Raw genomic sequence first — 18,311 nt, forward strand, 5'->3', positions numbered from 1 at the left:
CTCTTCTCAGAACCGCTCAGAACCGCTCAGAACCGCTCGGAGCCGCTCAGAGCCGCTTCGCGCTGCGCAGCGTCTTCGCGTAGTAGCCGTTGCCGTCCAGCCGTGACGTACCGCCCTTGTCGCCGATCGTCGGGCCGTTGACCTCCTCGCGGCTGGAGACGAAGATCTGGTGCCCGTCGGTGTCCACGCCCATGTACATCCCGACGTGGTCCAGCCGCTCCTTGGTCCGCGCGTCGAGCTTGAAGAAGACCAGGTCGCCCGGCTGGAGGACGCTGATCGACTTCGGCCGCTCGTACGGCGGCGAGCCGCCCGACAGCTTGATGACGTCCGTGCCGGCCTTCGAGCGGGCCATCCCGTTCGCGGTACGCGGCAGACCGTCACCGCTCTTGTCGTCGGCCATCAGCGGGAACCGGCCCCGGTAGCCGAAGACCGTCCTGATGAAGCCCGAGCAGTCGATGGAGCGGTAGCGCTTCTGCTCCGGCTGGATGGAGGTGCCGTCGCGGAAGGTGTACGGGATGCCCAGGTAGTCGTAGAAGTCCGACTGTTCGAGCCGGTAGTCCGCGCCCTCGCTGCCCTCGGGGTTTATCGGGCCGAAGTCCGCGTCACCCGCGTACGGGGTGCCCTCGCCGTCCTCCTTGACCGGGGCGCCCTCGACGTACTGGAAGGAGTACGCGAACAGGTCGTCCTCCTCGCTGCCGAAGAACTCCTCGAACCAGTCCTTGAACCACTTCTCCTTCTGCCCGTCCTTGATCCACGGCTCGGGCATCAGCCGCACCCAGTTCTCCGTCACCACCCGCGACTTGGTGCTCGTCGGCTCGGAGAACGTACGGCTCGGCCCGGTCAGGGTCGCGGTGCGCGCGCCGTCGGTGAAGGTGGCCAGCACGGCACCGCTCCCGGAGCGCAGCACGGAGCGGTCGGGGTTCTTCAGCCGCTCCCACTTCTGCTCGCCGGACTCCGCGTCCCCCGCGGACGTCAGGTCCGGGGTGTCCGTGATCGCCTGGACGGCGGGCGCCTTCGCCTGTTCGTCCTTGCGGAGTTCGACGGTGAGGTACGCGCTGCCGGCGAGCAGCGCGATGACGGTCACCGCGTGCAGGACACGGCGGCCACCACGTTTTTTGGCCTTGGCACTCATGAGAGGTCAGCTCCGTCAGGGTCCAGGTATCTGGGTCACGTGGGCGGTCGGACGGCCGGTCACGTGGTGGGCAGGGCGCCGAGCAGGATGCCGGCTGTGAGGACGACGTACGCCATGAGCGTGACCGTGCCGGTGGCGAGTATGGTCGCCCCCTTCGGCTGGCGGACGAGCTGGTACGCGATCAGGCCCGGCACGATGAAGCCGAGCGTCTGGTTCGCGTACAGCAGCGGGAACTCCAGCGACAGCACGAGCATCACCGTCGCCTGGAGAAGCACACCGATGAGGACGACCGCGGAGAACAGCCGCTTGCCGTAGAGGATCACGAAGCGCTGGACGAGCAGCGTGGTCACGTACGTCAGCACGGTCACGCCGACGACCATGGCGGCGCGCTGGAGGTCCTCGACGAGCGTCAGCGCCAGCCAGCCGGGGGTGATCATGCCACCGGGGGAGAGATTGGTCGTCAGGTAGCAGATCAGGGAGAACATCAGGCCCAGGCCGATGCCTATGGCGGCGATCTCGGGCGTGAGAACTGCGGGGATCAACGGGGTTCTCCAGGACTCTGCGGGGGGTGCGGGGTGCGGCCGTACCGGGGCTGCTGTTCGGGGTCGGACTCGGGCTCGGGCGCGGGCTCGTCCGTGGCGTTGGTCGGCATCCGTACGGGCTCGAACGGGCCGCGGGGCCGGGCGGGCTGCTGGTGCTGGTAGCGCTGCTCGTACGCCTCGGAGTAGGGCTGGTACGGGTCGATGTGCGGCGAGTAGCGGTGGAGCGTCAGCGTCTCCTCGTGGCGCGGGTGCGCGGCGGCCGGTGGGTTGGCCGGTGGGTTGGGGGACGCCTGCGCGGGCGGTCGCGCGGTCAGCCGGGCCACCAGTTCGGTGGCCGGCTCGATCGCACGCCGGGGGCTCTGGTCCGGTACGACCACCGGGAGCGCAGCCGTCGCCGCCGGGTCACCGGCCGGGTCGGGGACCGCGACCGCCGTCGAAGCGGGAGCCGGGGCGGGAGCCGAGGCGGCCGACGCGGGAGCGGGTACGGCGGCCGGGACCGCGTCCTGCTCCGGGTCCGGCGTCTCGTCCGCCGGCAGCTCGGCCAGCTGCTCCAGCAGCAGCTCGCCCTGGCCGTGGATGTTGCCGATCGCGACCAGCGACGAGTCCGGCCCGAGCTGCGCCAGGAGCTCCCGCATGAACTCCTCCGGATCGCGCTTGTCACCGCCCAGGTCCACCGCGCGCGAGCGCCACTCCGCCGGGATCGCGTCGATCGCGCTCTTGGCCGGGTGGCCGATGACGAAGACCTTGTCCGGCTGGAGGTCGGGGACGATCTCGCCCATCTGGCCGTTGCGCTCGACACGGTCGGGACGGCAGTTGACGACCACGTTCAGCGGGCGGTGGATCGCGCCCAGGTCGAGGAGCTGGTTGATGTTCATCAGCGTCGACTCGGGGTCGTTCGCCGCGAAGACGTTCGCGAACCGCAGCCGCTTGCCGTCCGGCGTGAGGTACCGCTCGACCGAGAGGACTCCCGGGTCCGGCGGGGCGTCGTACATGCCCTGGAGCGCCGTCTCGCGCTCCACGCCGAGCAGTTCGGCGACCTTCAGCGCGATGGACACGTTCTCCTTGAAGGTGAACCAGCTGAAGCCGCGCAGCTCCTCGTCGCTGACCGTCTCCGGATCCGCGTAGATCAACTGGCAGTTCCGCGCGTCCGCCTCCTCCTGGAGGATGTCGAAACGATCCTTCTCCGCAGTGACGCAGATGCCGTCCTCCGGCATCGAGCGCGACAGCGAGCGCGCCACGTCGTCCAGCGTCGGCCCCATCTCGGCCAGATGGTCCTCACGGACGTTGCACAGCACGCCGATCGTGGAGCGGATCAGCTTGGACTGGTTGATCTCCTGGAGCGCCGGCATGACGGCCATGCACTCGATGACCAGCGCGTCGGGGTTGTAGGAAGCGGCGCGCCGTACGATCCCGATCTGCTCCACCACGTTGGCGATGCCGAACTTCCGGTAGACCGGCTCCTCGGTGGCGTCCGGGTGGATGAAGCGGGCGGCCGTGCCGGTGGTCTTCGCGACGGTGACCAGATCGCCGCCGCGCAGCGCGCCCGCGCAGAGCCGGGTGATGGAGGACTTGCCGCGGATGCCGTTGACCAGCACGCGGGTGGGGATGCGGTTGAGGTTGGTGAAGTGGCGGCGCTGCTCGACGACGCCCGCGACCAGCAGGAACGCGCAGCACACCATCAGTACGGTGTAGAGGAAGAGCACGAGCGGTCAGTTCCTTCCGGCAGGTGCCTGGACTGGTGCCTGGGCGGGGACGGCGGCCGGGGCCGTCGTCACTCCCGCGCCGTCCCGCTTGCGTTGTTCGAGCACCTGCTGGCGCAGCAGTTCGAGAGAGCGGGCGATGGCGCCGACCTCGTCGTGGTGGCGTGGGTAGAGCACGGTGCGACGGTCGCCGCCCGCCAGCGACTCGGCCTGTTTCGCGACTTCGCGCAGCGGCCGTACGACGATGATGTGCAGCCAGCCCAGGCACGCGGCGGCTGCGGTGATGCCGAGCAGACCGGCCAGGACGGTGCGGTTCTGGAGGTTGTACTCGGGGATCGCGAGCCCGGCGGCCGGCTGCCAGCTCACCACCATCCAGTTGAGCGACTTGGCCGCGCCGCCGCCGACGAACGGGGCCGCGCCCGCGACCTGTACGCCGTCTCCGTCGCGGTAGACGACGGCGCCCGCGCGGGCGCTTATGCCGGTCTTCTGACCGGTGCCGGCGGCCAGCTCGTCCAGCCGTGCCGAGGGCAGGTCCTCGAAGGCCAGATAGCCCGAGTTGCCGCCGAGGACACGCCTTTCGGCGTCGATGACACGGATCTCGCCGAGCCCCGGCCGCTTGAGGAGGGAGTTGATGAAGTCGATGCGGAACTCGCCGACGACCGTGCTGCCGTCGCGTCCGGACAGTTCGGCGTAGCTCGCGATGACGGGTTCCGTACCGGAGTCGTTGAGGACGGTGATGTCGTCGGCGAACGGCCTGCCGTCCTTGCCGCCGTTCTTCCCGCCGTCGTCCTTGCCACCGTCCGTGGCGCCGTCCTTCGGCTCGTCGGACAGCCGGGGGGACTCGCCGGAGCGGGCCAGGATCGTGCCGTCCGCGGCGCGTACGTACAGCGAGCGGTAGCGCGCGTGCTCGTTACGGGTGCGGTCCAGCACCTTCGTCATGTCCTCGGGCGAGGTGCGCGCGCCGAGCAGACCGGCGACGGACACCAGGTCCGCGTGGCCCTCGTTGAGCGAGCGGCGCACCCGGTCGGAGAGGGTGTCGGTGCGCTCACGCTGGTCGTTGGTGATCTGCTCCGGTACGACGGCGGTGGCGTCGGCCCGGTTGACCAGGAGCAGCATCGGGCCGGACCACACGAGCAGCAGGATGCCGCAGACGACGAGCAGGGCGCGGGCCCCGATCCGGCCCCGGCGGCCCGCCCCGGCCGTGTCCGCGTCGGAACGCTCGCCGAGGAGCTGGCGGCGCAGCCGCTCCAGCGCCTGACCGATCCGGGCGGCCTCGCCGTGGCGGGGCACCCGCACGGGCCGGGTCAGATCGCCCCGGGTGAGCCGGCGGCTCTCCAGGAACAGCCGCAGCAGCGGCCGCTGGACCGTACCGAGCAGCACGCCGACGGCGAGTGCGCCGATCAGCAGCAGCGCGCCGGCGGCCAGCAGCCCGAACAGCGGGTCGGTGACCCGCGTCGGGTCCTCGGCCACGTCCACCATGGCGACGACGGTCAGTCCGAGCGAGGTGGCGACGGTGCCCTTGCCGGGCTCCGGGCCGGTGAGGGCCGCGTAACCGGCGACGGCGCGGTCACCCTGGAAGGTGTCCCCGCGCAGACTGCCGCTGACGCCCATGTAGCCGCCCTCGCCGGGCACGTTGGCCTTGAGGGGGTGCTCCTCGGCCCGTTTGGCGGCGACTCCGGCGAACGCCTTCAGCTGCTTCTTGGACCGCTCGACACCGGTGCGCTGGTCCTCGGTGAGGACCTGCTCGCTCTCCGGGATGCCGTCACTGCTGAGGATGCGCCCGGTGCTGTCGATGACGGCGATGGAGCGGAACTTGCCGAGGCTGATGCCGGGGAAGCGCAGGCTGCTGGAGGCGATGAGCAGTTGCTGGGGCTGTCCTTCCCAGGACAGCAGCTCCAAGGAGAGCAGCCGGGTCTCGCCGTTGGCGAGGCGCACCATACGGGGGCTGAGACCGTCCTTCTCGGAGAGCTTGGCGGTGTCGATCGCGGCGACGGGAACGTTCTCGCCACGGGCCGCGAGCATCTTGCCCGAGGAGATCTCGACGACGGCGGTGCCCACCCACTTCTGGTAGACGCTGCCGATCTTGTCGACCACGGCGTCCGGCTGCGCCGGATCCCCCGCGTTGAACAGTCCGGCGGTTCTCGCCAGGTCGGCGGCGCTCTCGTCGATGGAGGCACGCATCGCCACCGCGCCGTCCTCGGCGAAGTGCTGCTGCGAGGTCATGACGGCCTTCGGTACGGATTCCTCACCCGCGCGGCCGAAGCCGAGGGCGGTGATTCCGGCAAGCGAGAGCAGCAGTGCGGACAGGATCGCGATGGGTGGGCGGATGCCGCCCAAGAGGGACATGTCGGCCCGCCTGCGGACCTTGTGCCGTCGCTTCGCGGGCGAAGCGGCCATGAGCGTTCCCTTTCGGATGTTCGTGATCGGCGGGCGCTGTGCGTGCGTGCGGGCGCGCGGAAAACAGCCCCAGCCGGAAGGGTCCGACTCGCAAGCCTTGGTGAAGGTTGCACGAAGAGTTACGGGTGTGATCTACGCGACGTTTGGACCGAGTGATTCCGTCAACGCGCGCGGGTCGTCACGGTTTCCGCCCAATCGGGGCGCACCGGTGTGTGCTCGCCCGATCGGGCGCAACGCCGTGTGTCCCCTCAGTCGGGCAGCTCGCTCAGCGGACGCAGACCGTCGTTCGAGGCACCCCGGTTGAGCATCGTGCCCCGGGTGCGCTCGAAGGCGAGCCGGTACTGGGCGCGCTCCTCGGCCGACAGATCCTTGTCCGCGCGCAGCGCGCCCGCTATGTCCAGCAGCCGGTGGTCCTTCGCCGCGCCCTTGGTGCCCGTACCGCCGTCGGTGGACTGCTCGACGCCCGCGCCGTCCGCGTCGCTCTCCTCGCCCTCCTCCGGCGGGATGGTGACGAAGGTCGGCACGTACCGCGCCTCCACGTCCCAGCCGCCACCCGACTTCTTCCGGAACTCGAACCAGCCGATGACGCCTTCCTCGGTCAGCCCGGACGGCACGTCGTGCCGGGCGAGCTGATTCCCGAGGCCGTACGCGATCCAGGTGCCGTCCACCTTCTCCATCGGCTGCACCACATGCGCGTGATGGCCGATGACCAGGTCGATCCCGGTCTCCTTCGCGAGCCGCCGGCCCAGTTTGAGCTGCGAGGCGCTGGGGTCGGGATGGTGCTCGCGACCCCAGTGGATGCTGAGGATCACCGCCTCCGCGCCCGCCTTGCGGGCGGCCTTCTCGGCGGCGGCGATGGCGTCGAACGAGTTCTCGTTGGCGAGCCAGGGCTTGTCGGCCGGTATCTCGCGGCCGTTGAACCCGAAGGCGTACGACAGCTGTGCCACCCGTACGCCCTTCACGTCCACGATCAGCGGCTTCGCGCCCTCGGCGGCGCTGCGCGCGGAACCGGTGTGCTTCAGCCCCGCCGCGTCCAGGGCGTCCAGGGTGCGGGTGACGCCCTTGGGGCCGTCGTCCAGCGTGTGGTTGGACGCGGTCGAGCAGGTGTCGTACCCCGTCTTCTTGATCGCCGTGGTGATCTGCGGCGGCACCAGGAAGTCGGGGAAGCTGCGGAAGGGGCCCTTCGGCCCGGCCACCACCGGCTCGAAGTGGCAGATGGCCAGATCGGCCTTGCTGATGACGGGCTTCACCCCGGCCATGATCTTGCCGAAGTCCGGGTCCGGGACATCGGCGCCGACCTTCTTGCCGACCGCCTCGGGGACCTGTGTGACACCCGCGTCCCGGTACGCCTGCTCGGTCAGCTGCGGGTGGATGAGGATGTCGCCCGCGGCGGCCACGGTGAACGCGGGATCGCCCTTGGGCGCCGCGTCGTCGCTGTCGCCGCCGGCGAGGGAACAGCCCGCGGCGGTCGTCGCGAGAAGCGCGAGCACGAGTGCGGCGGTGCTCCGGGGCAGGCGGGGGCCCCGGTCGGAGGTGTGTCGGTGTGGTCTCACCCTGATATTTTCACTGCAACATGAGCCCTGATCCGACCAAAAAGGTAACGGTAACGACAAAAGTGGCCCAAAAAGCCCTGCTCGTCGTGCTCCTTGTGGCGGCGGCCGCCGTGGTCGTCCCGGCGCTCGACAGTTCCCGCACCGACGCCCTGTCGCCCAACCCGGGCCCGACCGAGGCCGCGGCCGGCCTGGAGCACCGGCTCGCCACGTACGCCGCCGACGTCGTCGCCGACGCCCGCTACCTGCCGCCGGACCGCGCCGAACGCGAGGCGCTGGCCGAGGGCGTCGCGCTGTACGTGGACGGCGAGCACGAGCGCGCCGCGCGCCGACTGGCCGAGGTCGGCTTCGGCGTACGGATCGTGCGCGACACGCCACGCGGCGGGGACGGATCCGGCCGCCGGTACGCGGAGATCGCCGACCGTAAGGACGAGACGAGGCGCGGCTGGGGACGGGTGTACGTCGACCTCGACACCGCCCCGCGCTACAGCGTCCAGGTCCCGCACCCGGTCGCCGACGCCTACACCGACCGGCTCGGCGCGGGCGTGCTGCGCGGCGCCCCCGGCGGGGTGCTGGTCATCGCCGGCGCCCACCGCCGGGCGGGCGAGGGAAACGCCGCCGATGTCGCCCACCGCCGGGACACCGTCTTCCACGAGGTCGCCGCAGAACTCGTCGACCGCGGGTTGCCCGGCATCCAGGTGCACGGCTACGCCGACAGCAGCGTCCCCGGCCGCGACGTCGTCGTCTCCACCGGCGCGGGCGACCACGCCCGCCCGCAGGCACGCACGCTCGCGGGCGCGCTGGACGACGACGGTTTCCGGGTCTGCCGGGCCTGGGAGGAGAAGTGCCCGCTGGAGGGCCGTAACAACACGCAGGGGAAGCTCGCAGCGGCGGAGGGCGTGCCGTTCCTGCACATCGAGGTGAGCCGGGCGGTACGGGGCGACACGGCACGCTCGGCGCGCGCGGTCGCGGCGATGGCGACGGCGGTCCGCGAGTGGGGCGTACGCGCCGGAAATTGACCTGCGGACGGACCGCCCGCTGATGCACAGTGACCGCCATGACTTCTCGCGTACGACACGTGACCATCGACTGCGCCGACGCCTACCGGCTCGCCACCTTCTGGGCCGAGGTGCTCGGCGCCAAGGTGTCCGACGAAGACGAACCCGGCGACGACGAGGCACTGGTGGCCGCCGACGGCATCACGCTGCTCTTCGTGGAGGTCCCGGAGGGCAAGGCGGCGAAGAACCGCATCCACGTGGACCTCGAACCCCAGGACCGCACCCGCGAGGAAGAGGTCGAACGACTCCTGTCCCTGGGCGCCACCCTGGCCTCGGACCACCGCCGCGCCGACGGCCTCGGCTGGGCGACGCTGACGGACATCGAGGGCAACGAGTTCTGCGTCGAGCGCAGCAAGGGGGAGCGGGCGGCGACGTTGGCCGCCGCGCTCTGAGGGGGGACGCCGCGAAGTCCGGCCCCGGCCGGTGCTGTTCATGCGTCGATCGCCGTACAGAGTCCGGGCCATTCGCCACTGGGGAGGGGCGTTCATGCTGGTGAAGCGTGTGATTCGGGCAATGGCGATCGCCGCTGCCCTGGGACTGTCCCTAGCGGCGTGTGGGACGCGTACCGGCTATGCCGGTGATGCCGACATACCGGAGTCGCTGGGCGCGGACGGGACGAGCATCGTGGTCGGCGACGTGGGCGCGGATACCACCGTCCGGCTCTTCGAGGATCCGCGCTGCCCCTCCAGTGTGGAGTTGGAGACACAGGGTGCCGGGGCCGAGCTGAACAAGCTGATTCAGAAGGGTTCGGTGCAGGTCCATTACACAGTTGCGTCCTTCCTCGACGACAAGCTGGGCGGCAACGGCTCGAAGAAGGCTGCGAACGCGCTGCGCGCCGCACTGGCAGAGGGCAAGTTCGTCGAGTACCACCAGGTCCTCTACGCGCATCAGCCAGATGAAGCGGTCGACGGCTTCACCGACGAGTTCCTACTGAAGATGGCATCCCGCGTGGAGGGCCTGCGCGGGGCGGGCTTCGACGCCGCGGTCAGGACGATGCAGTACGAAGGCTTCGTCACCGCATCCGAGAAGGCTTATGAGGACTCCAGTGCCACTGCTACGCCGACACTGGAACTCAGCGGCGTGAAACTGCCAGAGTTCGAGAAGGGCGACCTCGCCTACTACACCGGGTCGCCCGCTTGGGCCACAAGGCCCTGATACCTCCCGGTCGGCGCCCAGTACGTGGCAGCAGACTTGATACATCGTGTCCGCTCCACACAACCTGAGCCAGAACCTGTAACAGGACGGCTGCTGAACGCACGGCACACTCCGGCAACCGGCCCGGCCTCGGCAGCTGTCCCGCATCTCAAGGTGCATTGCCGAGTGCTGCGCCTTGGCGAGTGCTTCACGTACCGCTGTTGCCACCGTTGGCCTCACTGTCCGGGCGGGGGATGAACTGGACCATGTCGGCGGGCAGCCGGATCACGGTTTCGTGGTCCGGAACGTCCGTGAAGTGCCCTCCTCGTCCGCCTTCCACGACTGGATGATCAGGTCTCCGGCCTGCTCCTCCAGGGCGACTGTGGTCACCGGTGCAAGTGGTCCAGGCCTCCTTCGGGCACCGGGTAGGAGTGCTCCGTGGGCAGGAGGCGTCGTGCCGCGGTCAGGTCCCCGTCCCGTACGTGGGCGTGAATCGTGTGCGCAAGGGTGGTGACGTCGGTGATGGAGACCGTCCACTCGTCCGCGTAGCGGTGCGCGGCCTCTCCTGTGAGACCGAGTTGCAGCGAGCGATGAGGAAGCGGCGACAGGTGCAAGTCCCGTTCCGGGTCCCACTGGACCCGAGACGACGACCGCTTCAACTGGCGTTTCCAGGTTGCCCGGTCAGGATGCAGGCCGCGCTCATAGTGGGTCAGGCAGGCATGTTCCAGCGCCCATTCGAAGCCTTCACGGGTGATCTCGACGGCGAGGACGGTTTCCTGGCCGTCCTTGGAGCCCCAACCGCATCGATACATCATCCAGAGGAAGGAGGGCTTGATCCATGTCATCCGGTCCCGCTGCCAGATCGCCGGGAAGCGACCGTCCCGGGCCGCGGGAAGGCCGATCTCCGGCCTGTACGCCTGGTAGACGGTGACCGTGGAAGCGGTGTGGAGGGCGCGGATCTGGTGCACGGGTTCTGCCATGGTGACCAGCGTGGGAGCACCGCTCGATGCGCGCCATCGAATTAGTGGCACACATGGCTGGCGCCCGCCATCAGCGCATCCCCGGATGGCTGGTCGCAGCTCTCACCACGGCCACGGGAAGCGGGCTGGCGGCGTGGTTCACGTCGCGGTGCCGGCTGAACGGTGGTGTTCATGTCCAGGACAGCTGACCGTCCCGATAGCCCATGGAAGACCTTCACGGGACGGTTCCATGGTGGGGTCGCCATGTTCGCGACACGAGAGTGGTCACCTTCATGCCTCAGACCCACCGACCGCACACCACCGTCGGCCGACTCACCCTGTTCACCGCACTCGCCGTGCTCGCCACAGCCATGCCCCACCCGGCCGTGGCGGCCGGCGAACTGCCCGGCGTGAAGCCGACAGCTGAGACCCCGGCCGTGTACGACGACGAGGCGGGCGGCAACTCGGACGCCGACGACCCGGCGATCTGGCGCAACCCCGCCGACCCGGCCCGCAGCCTCGTCGTCGCCACGCTCAAGGAGGGCGGCCTGCGCGTCTACGACCTTGACGCCCGGGAAGTGCAGGCGGTGGCGGCGCCCGAAGCCCCCGGCCCGGACGACGCCCCCGGCCGGTTCAACAACGTCGACCTCGTGCACGGCATGAAGGCCGGCGCCCGCAAGAGCGACCTGGCCGTCACGAGCGATCGCGGCAGCGACCGGCTGCGGATCTACCGCGTCGACGGCAACTCCAGGAGCCCGCTCACCGACATCACCGACCCTTCGGCGCCGGCGATCTTCTCCTCCTCGCAGGAGGAGATCAACGAGCAGCGCACCGCGTACGGCCTCGCCACCTGGACCGACCCGTCCAGCGGTCGCTCGTACGCCGTGGTCAGTCAGCGGGAGCGCACCGCGCTGCGTCTGCTGGAGCTGACCGCGAAGGCCGACGGCACGGTCTCCTACCGCACGGTGCGCACACTGAAGCTGCCGTCCGAGTTCAGGCTGCCGAAGGGCAAGACCTGGACCCCGTGCGGCGAGCCGGGCGAACTGCCCCAGGTCGAGGGCATGGTGGTCGACCCCGCGACCGGCACGCTCTACGCGGGCCAGGAGAACGTCGGCATCTGGCGCCTGGGCGCCGACCTCAAGGGCAAGCCGAAGCTGATCGACAAGGTCCGCGAGTACGGGGTGCCGGGCACGTACGACGAGGAAACCGAGGAGTGCGTCCCCGGCGACGATCCGGGCTACGGCGGGACGCACCTGTCTGCCGACGTCGAGGGCCTCACCCTGCTTGACCTGAAGAACGCTGATGGCTACCTGCTCGCGTCGAGCCAGGGCGACAACAGCTTCGCGGCGTACGGTCGCGGGCGCGGCGATGGGTACGAAGGCGGCTTCAAGGTGACGGCCGCCTCCGAAACCCTCGACGGCACCGAGGAGAGCGACGGCGCCGCCGTCCTCAACAAGCCGCTGGGCACGAAGTACCCGAACGGCCTGCTGGTGGTCCAGGACGGCGACGACAGGCCGGGCGAGCCGGACCGGGACGCCACGAACTTCAAGTTCGTGGACCTCAAGCCCATGCTCGACGCGCTGAACGACTAAGCGGAGCCTGGAGCCCAGGCGGGGCCGTGGGGGTTCTTGGAGTCGCGTACGGCCATGGCGCTGCCGGGGAGTTGGGCGCCTTCGAGGCGGTCGGCGACGGTCGGCACGACGGCCGTGGCCGTCACCGGAGCTTTCCCTCTGCGAGGGCTTCGACGAAGGCGGTCCAGGCGGTGCCGGTGAGGGTGAAGGCGGGGCCGTGGGGGTTCTTGGAGTCGCGTACGGCCATGGCTCCGCCGGGGAGTTGGGCGCCTTCGACGCACATGCCGTTGTCGTCGTTGCTGTAGCTCGACTTGAACCAGTCCGCGCCGGTGAGCGCGTCAACCGTCGTTACCATGCGGATCAAAGCTCCTTCATTGCGTTCTCGATCAGGCGCAGAGACTCCTGCGGCCCCGGAGAAAGGGCTTGCAACTCGTTGAAGGCGTCCTCGTACAGCTCCACATCCACGCTACGCCGCAGCACCCAGTGGTCGGCCAAATGCTCCAGGTGCACTATGGGCTTCAGAGCAAGGGCATCAGGGAAGCGAAGAGTGCTGAAGGCTCCGTTCATCGAGCGATGAACACCAGCCTTGAAGGGCACAACCTGGAGCTTGACGTTCGATTCGGAGGCCGCCTCGATCATTTGGGCCAGCTGCGCTCTCATGACCGAAGGGCCTCCCACCTGCCGGAGCAGCACCGCTTCGTTGATGACCACGGCGAACTTCAGGGGTGGATCCCGGCGGAGTACCTTCTGTCGCCTCAGCCTTAGGTCGACCATCAGGTCGATGTCCTCGTCTGTGCGTCCCCCGTGGGCATGCTGGTGGAGCACCCGTACGTACTCCGAAGTCTGCAACAGCCCTGGAACGTACTCCGAGTTGTAGGCGTGCACGGCGGCAGCTGAGGATTCCAGACCCAGGAACGCCCTGGGACCGGGGCCGATGATCGGGCGGAACTGCGTCGACTGCCACCATTCCCGCTTCGTCTTGGTGACAGCCGCGTACTCCTTCAGCTGTTCGGCTGCCGCCCCGTCGACGCCGTAGACCTGGCAGAGCGCCATGATGTCGGAGGGCTCGACGGTCGCGTTGTCCCCCGTCTCCAACCGGGTCAGCTTGGAGGGGCTCCAAAGGAGCTTCTTCACAACCTGGGTTGATGTCAGCCCTCGCCCGATCCGAATCTGGCGCAGCTCACTGCCGAGCTGCAAGCGGCACAGCGTGGGCGTTGCCGCTTGCGTATCCGTCATCATCCGCACTCCTCCCCGAGCAACGCTCAGGCGCACTTCCCGCATCCGCAAGCAACGTTCTGCGTCAGAGCGGGAGTTGCCACCGGCAGGTGAACGACCCCACCACCAGCGGTAATTCACAACAGAACTTGCTCGCGCATTTTCACCGGAACACTTCCAGGGCTCCTGCCCCGCTGCGAGGCTATACCCGCACCTCACGCAGCGCGGTCGATTCGCTGCTTTAAGTGAGTGTGGAGATCAAACGACAAGGACTCCCGATGCCTCCCACGACGCGCAGCGCAACTCCCGCCCCACTCACCGCAGTCGACATACGGGACGACGCCGTCCGCCTCAACATCTCCTTCCGCCCCCACACCCGCCGCATCGCGCAACTGCGCCATATCGCGGGCACGCTCCTCACCGAGGGCGGCATCGGGCGGGACGTGGTCGAGACCGTGCAGCTTCTCGTCAGCGAGATCGTCACCAACGCCGTCGTGCACGGGTGCGGCGACCGCGTGCGGTTCTCGGTCTCCTACGACCGCAGCGGGAGCAGCGATGTGCTGATCGAGGTGGACGACGGGCACCCCGCGCGAATCAAGGTCCGTAGCCCGGAGAGCGACGATGAGACCGGCCGGGGCATGTTCCTCGTGGACGCGCTCGCGCGCGCCTGGGGCCGGCACGGCACCTGTACGTGGTGCACCGTCGCCACCGGCGAGGCGTCATGACGGCCAACCGCCGTACACCCGGCACCCATTGGCGTCACCAGACGCCCACGTTCACCCAGGACCCGCAGACGCTCCGCCGACTCCTCGCGGCCCTCAACCGCGATCACCCCATCGACTTCGCGACCATCTCCAACACCGTCACCGAGGCCCTGGCCGCCCAACTCCCGCCCGAGCGCGCCTGGGTGGACATCATCACGCTCAGGCTCCGGGGCCATCTGCAACTGCTCCTGACGGAGTACGACGGGGACACCGACGCCCCGGCGACGCTCGCGCTCCACAGGGACGCGTACCGGCTCCTCGCACTCTGCGACACCTTCGACGCGGACACCCCACCCCTGCACGCGTACGAGCTGATGCGCGCGCTGGCCGAGACCACACGCTCGTTCGCCGACCTCCATGTCACGGAGGGATCGGACCGGTGAGTACGGCCAAGGCCCAGGCCCTCTACGTCATCGCCGTCACCGCAGTCGGCGGCTCGATCGTCGTAGCGCTGTGGCGTGGTTGCTGACCTGTCATGTCCAAGTGATGACGTATGTCACTGCCGACCGGATGGCGCCGGAAGAACACTGGAATTCCCAGTGGACGCACACGCGCAGGGGAGTGGAGGCATGTTCAACAGGTGGCGGCATCGTCTGGCCGAACGGCGGGTCAGGCCCGGGGACGGGCGACCGCTGAAGCGCTTCCGGTGGTGGCAGTTGATCGGGCGCTCACTGTTCTATCTTCGGCTGCCGCACGGCGACGGCCGGCAGACGGTCTACGCCGTTGACGTAAGACAGTGGGGGAACCGGGAGACCGGCGAGGTCGAAGCCGATCTGTATCTGGACGGCAGGCACCACGCCAGGTCCAGACTCCCCGCCGTTCTGCCCGTCAGGGGCGGCGCCGTCGAGGTGCGGGCGAGCGCCTTCGGGCTCAAGCGGTGCCACTACGTCACCGCCGAGGGGGCCGAGTACCAGCTCGTCCCGGACCCCTCCTCCGCCGAAGGGCGCCGCGCGCGACTCGACCGGACGCGCCCCGCGCTGAGCCGGTGGATCGGCTTCCTCTCGGCGGTCGTGCTCGGCTTCGCCCTGATCCTGCTCATCCCGCAGATCATCCAGCCGCTCACCGAGATACCGCCCGTCGCCGAGCGCATCGGGACCTTCGACTCGCCCGTCCGGCTGCCGCTGTGGCTCAACATCACGGTTACGGCCGCCACTGTGGCGGCCGGTACGGAGCGGGCCCTGCGGCTGCGCTACAACTGGCTGCTGGACGGCGCGGCGGGCTGACCCGGTGGGCCACCCCCGCCCCTGTCAGTAGTACCCCTTCTCCCCGTCCACCAGCTCCCGCACGACATCCAGGTGCCCCACGTGCCTCGCGGTCTCCTCGATCATGTGGAGCAGCATCCAGCGCAGGCTCGCCGCCCCCGACCGGAAGTCCTTGTTGCGGCCCACGTCGTCCAGCGAGGCTTCCGCGACGATCGCGTTCGAGATCGCGCACTGCTGCTCGTACTCGGCGAGGAGCTGGGCGAGCGGGATGCCGTCGGTCAGCATGTCCGCGTCCTCCGGGCCGTCGTCGAACTGCGGGCCCGTGGCGGGGTGGTTCAGGAACAGGACCTCGAACCAGCAGTGTTCGACCCAGCGCAGATGGGAGACGAGACCGGCCACGGTCATGACGGGTGAGGTCGGCAGCACCGTGCGGTGGGCGGCCTCCTCCGACAGTCCCTCGCACTTCCAGTGCACGATCCGGCGTTGCATGTCGAGCCAGCCGACCAGTTGGGTGCGTTCGTCGGCGGTGAAGTCGGGGCGTTCGCGGGAGGTGGTCATGGGCGGGGAAGGTACCTGACCCGCCACCGGTGTCGCATCGCGATTTCCGGTGGCCCTACGCTTGCCGTTCCGTCCGACGAGCCGAGAGTCCCGCCCCTGATGCCGATGCCCGTGCAGCCCAACGACCGCTTCAGCCGTATGTTCGAGGAGACGGGTGCGCACTACGCCGCCGGCGCCGTCGAGCAGTTGGGCGTCTATGCGCGCCATCAGCCCGTGGGTGGCGTGTGGGCGCTCGACTACGAGGCGAGCACGCTGCGTATCGGTGAGGTGACGGTGCATCAGTCGCCGCTCGGTTCGCTGGGCCACGACGGCAGTTGGCTCTGGGCGTGGGCGAACGAGCGTACCCACCCGCCGGGTTCCGGCCGCCTGACGCTCGCGAACTGGCTGCGGGACTTCGGCGAACGCAACCAGATCTACGAGTTCGTGACCCCGCGCCTTGAGCTGGCGGAGTTCCCCGACCTCGAACAGGCCGCGCGGCGGCTGGCGTTGCTGAGTCTGGGCGCCCTGGGCACGCGGGGCTTCGCGAACCTGCCGCTGGACTCCGGTGCCCGCGCCTTCGTGCTCGTGGACGACGCCGAGGTGCCGGAGGCCGGGTTCGACGGCGGCGCGCTGATGGCCGTACTCGACCGGGCACTGAGCCTGTTCCCGTACGATCCGCGGCTCACGGTGGCCGGATACCTTCGGCGCCACGCGTTTGAGACCCACGAGTCCGCCGACGGGCGGCACGTTTACGGCGAGCGGAACGGGTACTCGATCGCCGTGCGGTTCACCGAGGACGACCTGATCGCGGCCGTCTCTCACGGTGCCCGTACGGGACCACAGAGTGTCCGAGCGATGCCCGAATAGCCCGCAAACGTCCCTTGGCGACTTTCATACTGTCGAACGTGATCGTTCACGGCTGCCGCGGGGATCGTTTGCCGTTCGGATGGGGTGCCGCGTCATGTCGGCCAAAACGTGAGAAAGGCCGGATTGGCACTGAGTCAGGCGGACACGGGGCGTAGTCATCACAGCAAACGACCCACAAACGACCCCTGTCCGGTGCTGCAACGAGAGCGGGAAATCGTCACTGTGTAGGGGCGCCTGCCGCCGGTAGGGCGAGTTCCGGTTCCGCTGGCCGATCTGAGAGCACCGATCAGTTCTGACCATGTTGACAGTTGACAGATGTCTCATTCGAGAGGGCTGTACAGGCGCATGAGTGGCTATTTCACCACGGAATTCCATGAACGTCTCAGGGCACAGGTCCGGGCGTTCGCGGAGGCCGAAGTCCGACCCCGAATACCCGAGATGGAGGCGTCCAAGGCCGTCCAGCACGAGCTGTCCCAGCTCATCGCCTGGCAGGGCTGGCTGGGCGTCACCATCGATCCCGCGTACGGCGGCATGGGCGCCGGTCATGTCGCGAAGACCATCATCATCGAGGAACTGTCGCGCGTCAGCGGAGCCATGGGCGCCATGGTCCAGGCCTCCCAGCTCGGCGTCGCGAAGATCATCCACTTCGGCAGCGACGCCCAGAAGAAGACCTGGCTCCCGGAGATCGCGGTCGGCGGCTGTCTGCCGACCATCGCCGTGACCGAGGCGGGTTCGGGCGGCCACGTGCTGGGCATGGAGGCGACCGCCCACCGCGACGGTGACGACTACATCCTCAACGGCGCCAAGGTGTTCGTCGGCAACTCGCACGTCGGCGATCTGCACGGTGTCGTGGTGCGCACAGGACCGGGCAGCAAGGGCCTCTCCGCCTTCTTGGTGGAGGCGGACCGCCCCGGCTTCTCCCTGGCCCCGCACCGGCCCGCCATGGGCCTCCACGGCTTCTCGTTCGGCGAGCTGATCTTCGACAACTGCCGGGTGCCCGCGGCCAATCTGCTCGGCAACGAGGGCGACGGGCTGCCCGTCGCGTACTCGTCGAGCATCCTCTACGGCCGGGCCAACCTCACCGCCGTCGCGCTGGGCATCCACCGGGCGATCCTGGAGGAGACGGTCGCGTTCGCGACGGCGCGTCAGCGCTACGGCGCCCCGCTCTCCGAACTCCCCACGATCAAGCAGAAGCTGGGGAAGATGCAGTCGCAGTTCATGACGGCGCGGCTGACGGCGTATCACGCGGTGCACCTGCTCGACCAAGGGCTGGCGTGCGACGCCGAGTTGATGAACGCCAAGCTGGTGAACGTCGAGTCGGCGATGGACTCCGCCCGTGCCGCCATGGAGGTCCACGCGGCCATCGGCCTCTCGGCGGACCGCCCCATCGAGCGCTACACGCGCGACGCGTTCCACATCTTCGCGCCCGCCGGCACGTCCGACGTCCAGCTCCAGCGGCTGGCGGAGACGGCGCTCGGCACCTCGAAGGGCGACTGGTCACGACGACTGGCCGCCCACGCGGGTGCGGGAGCGGCTGCCGTCGTCGGCTGATTCCGTCTTTCGCCGGCCTCGCCGGACGGGCCGCTCACACGGCCCCTCCCGCGCGGCCCGCGGCGGGTAGCGGCGCGGGCCCCCCCCGGGGCGGGGGTATTTAAAACGCCAGAACAGGTGGCGGCGGGGCGT

The 18,311-nt window shown here is 69.3% G+C and carries 19 protein-coding genes and 1 pseudogene; 9 read left to right on the top strand and 11 right to left on the bottom strand.

Annotated elements, in window-relative coordinates:
- Positions 1–46: 46 nt before the first annotated feature.
- The 5 genes from ACFWHU_RS36030 to ACFWHU_RS36050 form a co-directional block, all read right to left on the bottom strand.
- Positions 47–1,132 carry a C40 family peptidase gene (locus tag ACFWHU_RS36030; RefSeq protein WP_385804273.1) on the bottom strand — a complete coding sequence of 362 codons (1,086 nt, stop codon included), beginning with the start codon at positions 1,130–1,132 and terminating at the stop codon, positions 47–49.
- A gap of 59 nt (positions 1,133–1,191) precedes the next feature.
- Positions 1,192–1,674 carry a poly-gamma-glutamate biosynthesis protein PgsC/CapC gene (locus tag ACFWHU_RS36035; protein WP_078076708.1) on the bottom strand — a complete coding sequence of 161 codons (483 nt, stop codon included), beginning with the start codon at positions 1,672–1,674 and terminating at the stop codon, positions 1,192–1,194.
- Positions 1,671–3,377 carry a poly-gamma-glutamate synthase PgsB gene (pgsB, locus tag ACFWHU_RS36040; protein ID WP_385804275.1) on the bottom strand — a complete coding sequence of 569 codons (1,707 nt, stop codon included), beginning with the start codon at positions 3,375–3,377 and terminating at the stop codon, positions 1,671–1,673. Before pgsB ends, ACFWHU_RS36035 begins: the two co-directional genes overlap by 4 nt.
- Before the next feature lie 6 nt (positions 3,378–3,383).
- Positions 3,384–5,771 (bottom strand): HAMP domain-containing protein, encoded by a 2,388-nt coding sequence (locus tag ACFWHU_RS36045; RefSeq protein ID WP_387230341.1) that lies wholly within the window; start codon positions 5,769–5,771, stop codon positions 3,384–3,386.
- 248 nt (positions 5,772–6,019) lie between these two features.
- Positions 6,020–7,285, bottom strand: a complete 1,266-nt coding sequence (locus tag ACFWHU_RS36050; protein WP_385804307.1) for a CapA family protein — start codon at positions 7,283–7,285, stop codon at positions 6,020–6,022.
- Between the two features lie 101 nt (positions 7,286–7,386).
- On the opposite strand from ACFWHU_RS36050, the gene ACFWHU_RS36055 reads away from it, so the two are divergent.
- The 3 genes from ACFWHU_RS36055 (at position 7,387) to ACFWHU_RS36065 (ending at position 9,534) form a co-directional block, all read left to right on the top strand.
- Positions 7,387–8,340 carry a hypothetical protein gene (locus ACFWHU_RS36055; RefSeq protein WP_387230343.1) on the top strand — a complete coding sequence of 318 codons (954 nt, stop codon included), beginning with the start codon at positions 7,387–7,389 and terminating at the stop codon, positions 8,338–8,340.
- A gap of 38 nt (positions 8,341–8,378) precedes the next feature.
- Complete coding sequence (locus ACFWHU_RS36060) at positions 8,379–8,771, top strand: VOC family protein (RefSeq protein WP_385804281.1); 393 nt, start codon at positions 8,379–8,381, stop codon at positions 8,769–8,771.
- Positions 8,772–8,865: 94 nt separating this feature from the next.
- Positions 8,866–9,534, top strand: coding sequence for a DsbA family protein (locus ACFWHU_RS36065; protein WP_387230345.1), 669 nt, complete (start codon positions 8,866–8,868; stop codon positions 9,532–9,534).
- A 187-nt stretch (positions 9,535–9,721) separates the two neighbouring features.
- Here ACFWHU_RS36065 and ACFWHU_RS36070 read toward each other — a convergent pair.
- A pseudogene (locus ACFWHU_RS36070) lies at positions 9,722–9,903 on the bottom strand (hypothetical protein).
- Complete coding sequence (locus tag ACFWHU_RS36075; protein WP_387230347.1) at positions 9,900–10,493, bottom strand: DUF4291 domain-containing protein; 594 nt, start codon at positions 10,491–10,493, stop codon at positions 9,900–9,902. Before ACFWHU_RS36075 ends, ACFWHU_RS36070 begins: the two are co-directional and overlap by 4 nt.
- 272 nt (positions 10,494–10,765) lie before the next feature.
- Between ACFWHU_RS36075 and ACFWHU_RS36080 the strand changes: the two genes are divergently transcribed.
- Entirely contained in the window at positions 10,766–12,064 is a 1,299-nt protein-coding gene (locus ACFWHU_RS36080; RefSeq protein WP_387230349.1) for a phytase, read from the top strand.
- On the opposite strand, the gene ACFWHU_RS36085 is transcribed toward ACFWHU_RS36080, so the two are convergent.
- From ACFWHU_RS36085 to ACFWHU_RS36095, 3 genes are read right to left on the bottom strand one after another with little or no spacing between them, the layout of a single operon-like run.
- Complete coding sequence (locus ACFWHU_RS36085) at positions 12,061–12,189, bottom strand: hypothetical protein (protein ID WP_385804289.1); 129 nt, start codon at positions 12,187–12,189, stop codon at positions 12,061–12,063. The two genes, ACFWHU_RS36080 and ACFWHU_RS36085, sit on opposite strands and share 4 nt — an antisense overlap.
- A complete protein-coding gene (locus ACFWHU_RS36090) occupies positions 12,186–12,398 on the bottom strand; it encodes a DUF397 domain-containing protein (RefSeq protein ID WP_387230352.1) in 213 nt (70 codons plus the stop codon). The genes ACFWHU_RS36085 and ACFWHU_RS36090 overlap by 4 nt, the downstream gene beginning before the upstream one ends.
- Before the next feature lie 5 nt (positions 12,399–12,403).
- Positions 12,404–13,240 carry a helix-turn-helix domain-containing protein gene (locus tag ACFWHU_RS36095; RefSeq protein WP_385804293.1) on the bottom strand — a complete coding sequence of 279 codons (837 nt, stop codon included), beginning with the start codon at positions 13,238–13,240 and terminating at the stop codon, positions 12,404–12,406.
- Positions 13,241–13,536: 296 nt separating this feature from the next.
- On the opposite strand from ACFWHU_RS36095, the gene ACFWHU_RS36100 reads away from it, so the two are divergent.
- From ACFWHU_RS36100 to ACFWHU_RS36110, 3 genes are all read left to right on the top strand, one after another.
- Complete coding sequence (locus ACFWHU_RS36100) at positions 13,537–13,983, top strand: ATP-binding protein (protein ID WP_387230354.1); 447 nt, start codon at positions 13,537–13,539, stop codon at positions 13,981–13,983.
- Positions 13,980–14,405: a DUF6415 family natural product biosynthesis protein gene (locus ACFWHU_RS36105; protein ID WP_387230356.1), complete on the top strand. Its 426-nt coding sequence runs from the start codon at positions 13,980–13,982 to the stop codon at positions 14,403–14,405. The genes ACFWHU_RS36100 and ACFWHU_RS36105 overlap by 4 nt, the downstream gene beginning before the upstream one ends.
- Positions 14,406–14,591: 186 nt before the next feature.
- Positions 14,592–15,245 (top strand): hypothetical protein, encoded by a 654-nt coding sequence (locus ACFWHU_RS36110; RefSeq protein WP_385804299.1) that lies wholly within the window; start codon positions 14,592–14,594, stop codon positions 15,243–15,245.
- A 24-nt stretch (positions 15,246–15,269) separates the two neighbouring features.
- Here ACFWHU_RS36110 and ACFWHU_RS36115 read toward each other — a convergent pair whose 3' ends face one another.
- Positions 15,270–15,782 (bottom strand): DinB family protein, encoded by a 513-nt coding sequence (locus ACFWHU_RS36115; RefSeq protein ID WP_387230358.1) that lies wholly within the window; start codon positions 15,780–15,782, stop codon positions 15,270–15,272.
- 99 nt (positions 15,783–15,881) lie between these two features.
- Between ACFWHU_RS36115 and ACFWHU_RS36120 the strand changes: the two genes are divergently transcribed.
- Positions 15,882–16,628 (top strand): DUF6882 domain-containing protein, encoded by a 747-nt coding sequence (locus ACFWHU_RS36120; RefSeq protein WP_387230360.1) that lies wholly within the window; start codon positions 15,882–15,884, stop codon positions 16,626–16,628.
- A 345-nt stretch (positions 16,629–16,973) separates the two neighbouring features.
- A complete protein-coding gene (locus ACFWHU_RS36125; RefSeq protein ID WP_387230361.1) occupies positions 16,974–18,179 on the top strand; it encodes an acyl-CoA dehydrogenase family protein in 1,206 nt (401 codons plus the stop codon).
- The last annotated feature ends 132 nt before the right edge of the window (positions 18,180–18,311 follow it).

This window comes from Streptomyces sp. NPDC060366 (genome assembly GCF_042725135.1).
Taxonomy (GTDB): domain Bacteria; phylum Actinomycetota; class Actinomycetes; order Streptomycetales; family Streptomycetaceae; genus Streptomyces.

What these genes read in the sequence shown, in the direction of transcription:
- ACFWHU_RS36030 (WP_385804273.1), bottom strand. Translation starts at nt 1,132, where the DNA reads ATGAGTGCCAAGGCCAAAAAACGTGGTGGCCGCCGTGTCCTGCACGCG.
- ACFWHU_RS36045 (WP_387230341.1), bottom strand. Translation starts at nt 5,771, where the DNA reads ATGGCCGCTTCGCCCGCGAAGCGACGGCACAAGGTCCGCAGGCGGGCC.
- ACFWHU_RS36080 (WP_387230349.1), top strand. Translation starts at nt 10,766, where the DNA reads ATGCCTCAGACCCACCGACCGCACACCACCGTCGGCCGACTCACCCTG.
- ACFWHU_RS36065 (WP_387230345.1), top strand. Translation starts at nt 8,866, where the DNA reads ATGCTGGTGAAGCGTGTGATTCGGGCAATGGCGATCGCCGCTGCCCTG.
- ACFWHU_RS36125 (WP_387230361.1), top strand. Translation starts at nt 16,974, where the DNA reads ATGAGTGGCTATTTCACCACGGAATTCCATGAACGTCTCAGGGCACAG.
- ACFWHU_RS36060 (WP_385804281.1), top strand. Translation starts at nt 8,379, where the DNA reads ATGACTTCTCGCGTACGACACGTGACCATCGACTGCGCCGACGCCTAC.
- ACFWHU_RS36090 (WP_387230352.1), bottom strand. Translation starts at nt 12,398, where the DNA reads ATGGTAACGACGGTTGACGCGCTCACCGGCGCGGACTGGTTCAAGTCG.
- ACFWHU_RS36100 (WP_387230354.1), top strand. Translation starts at nt 13,537, where the DNA reads ATGCCTCCCACGACGCGCAGCGCAACTCCCGCCCCACTCACCGCAGTC.
- ACFWHU_RS36105 (WP_387230356.1), top strand. Translation starts at nt 13,980, where the DNA reads ATGACGGCCAACCGCCGTACACCCGGCACCCATTGGCGTCACCAGACG.
- ACFWHU_RS36110 (WP_385804299.1), top strand. Translation starts at nt 14,592, where the DNA reads ATGTTCAACAGGTGGCGGCATCGTCTGGCCGAACGGCGGGTCAGGCCC.
- ACFWHU_RS36115 (WP_387230358.1), bottom strand. Translation starts at nt 15,782, where the DNA reads ATGACCACCTCCCGCGAACGCCCCGACTTCACCGCCGACGAACGCACC.
- ACFWHU_RS36075 (WP_387230347.1), bottom strand. Translation starts at nt 10,493, where the DNA reads ATGGCAGAACCCGTGCACCAGATCCGCGCCCTCCACACCGCTTCCACG.
- ACFWHU_RS36120 (WP_387230360.1), top strand. Translation starts at nt 15,882, where the DNA reads ATGCCGATGCCCGTGCAGCCCAACGACCGCTTCAGCCGTATGTTCGAG.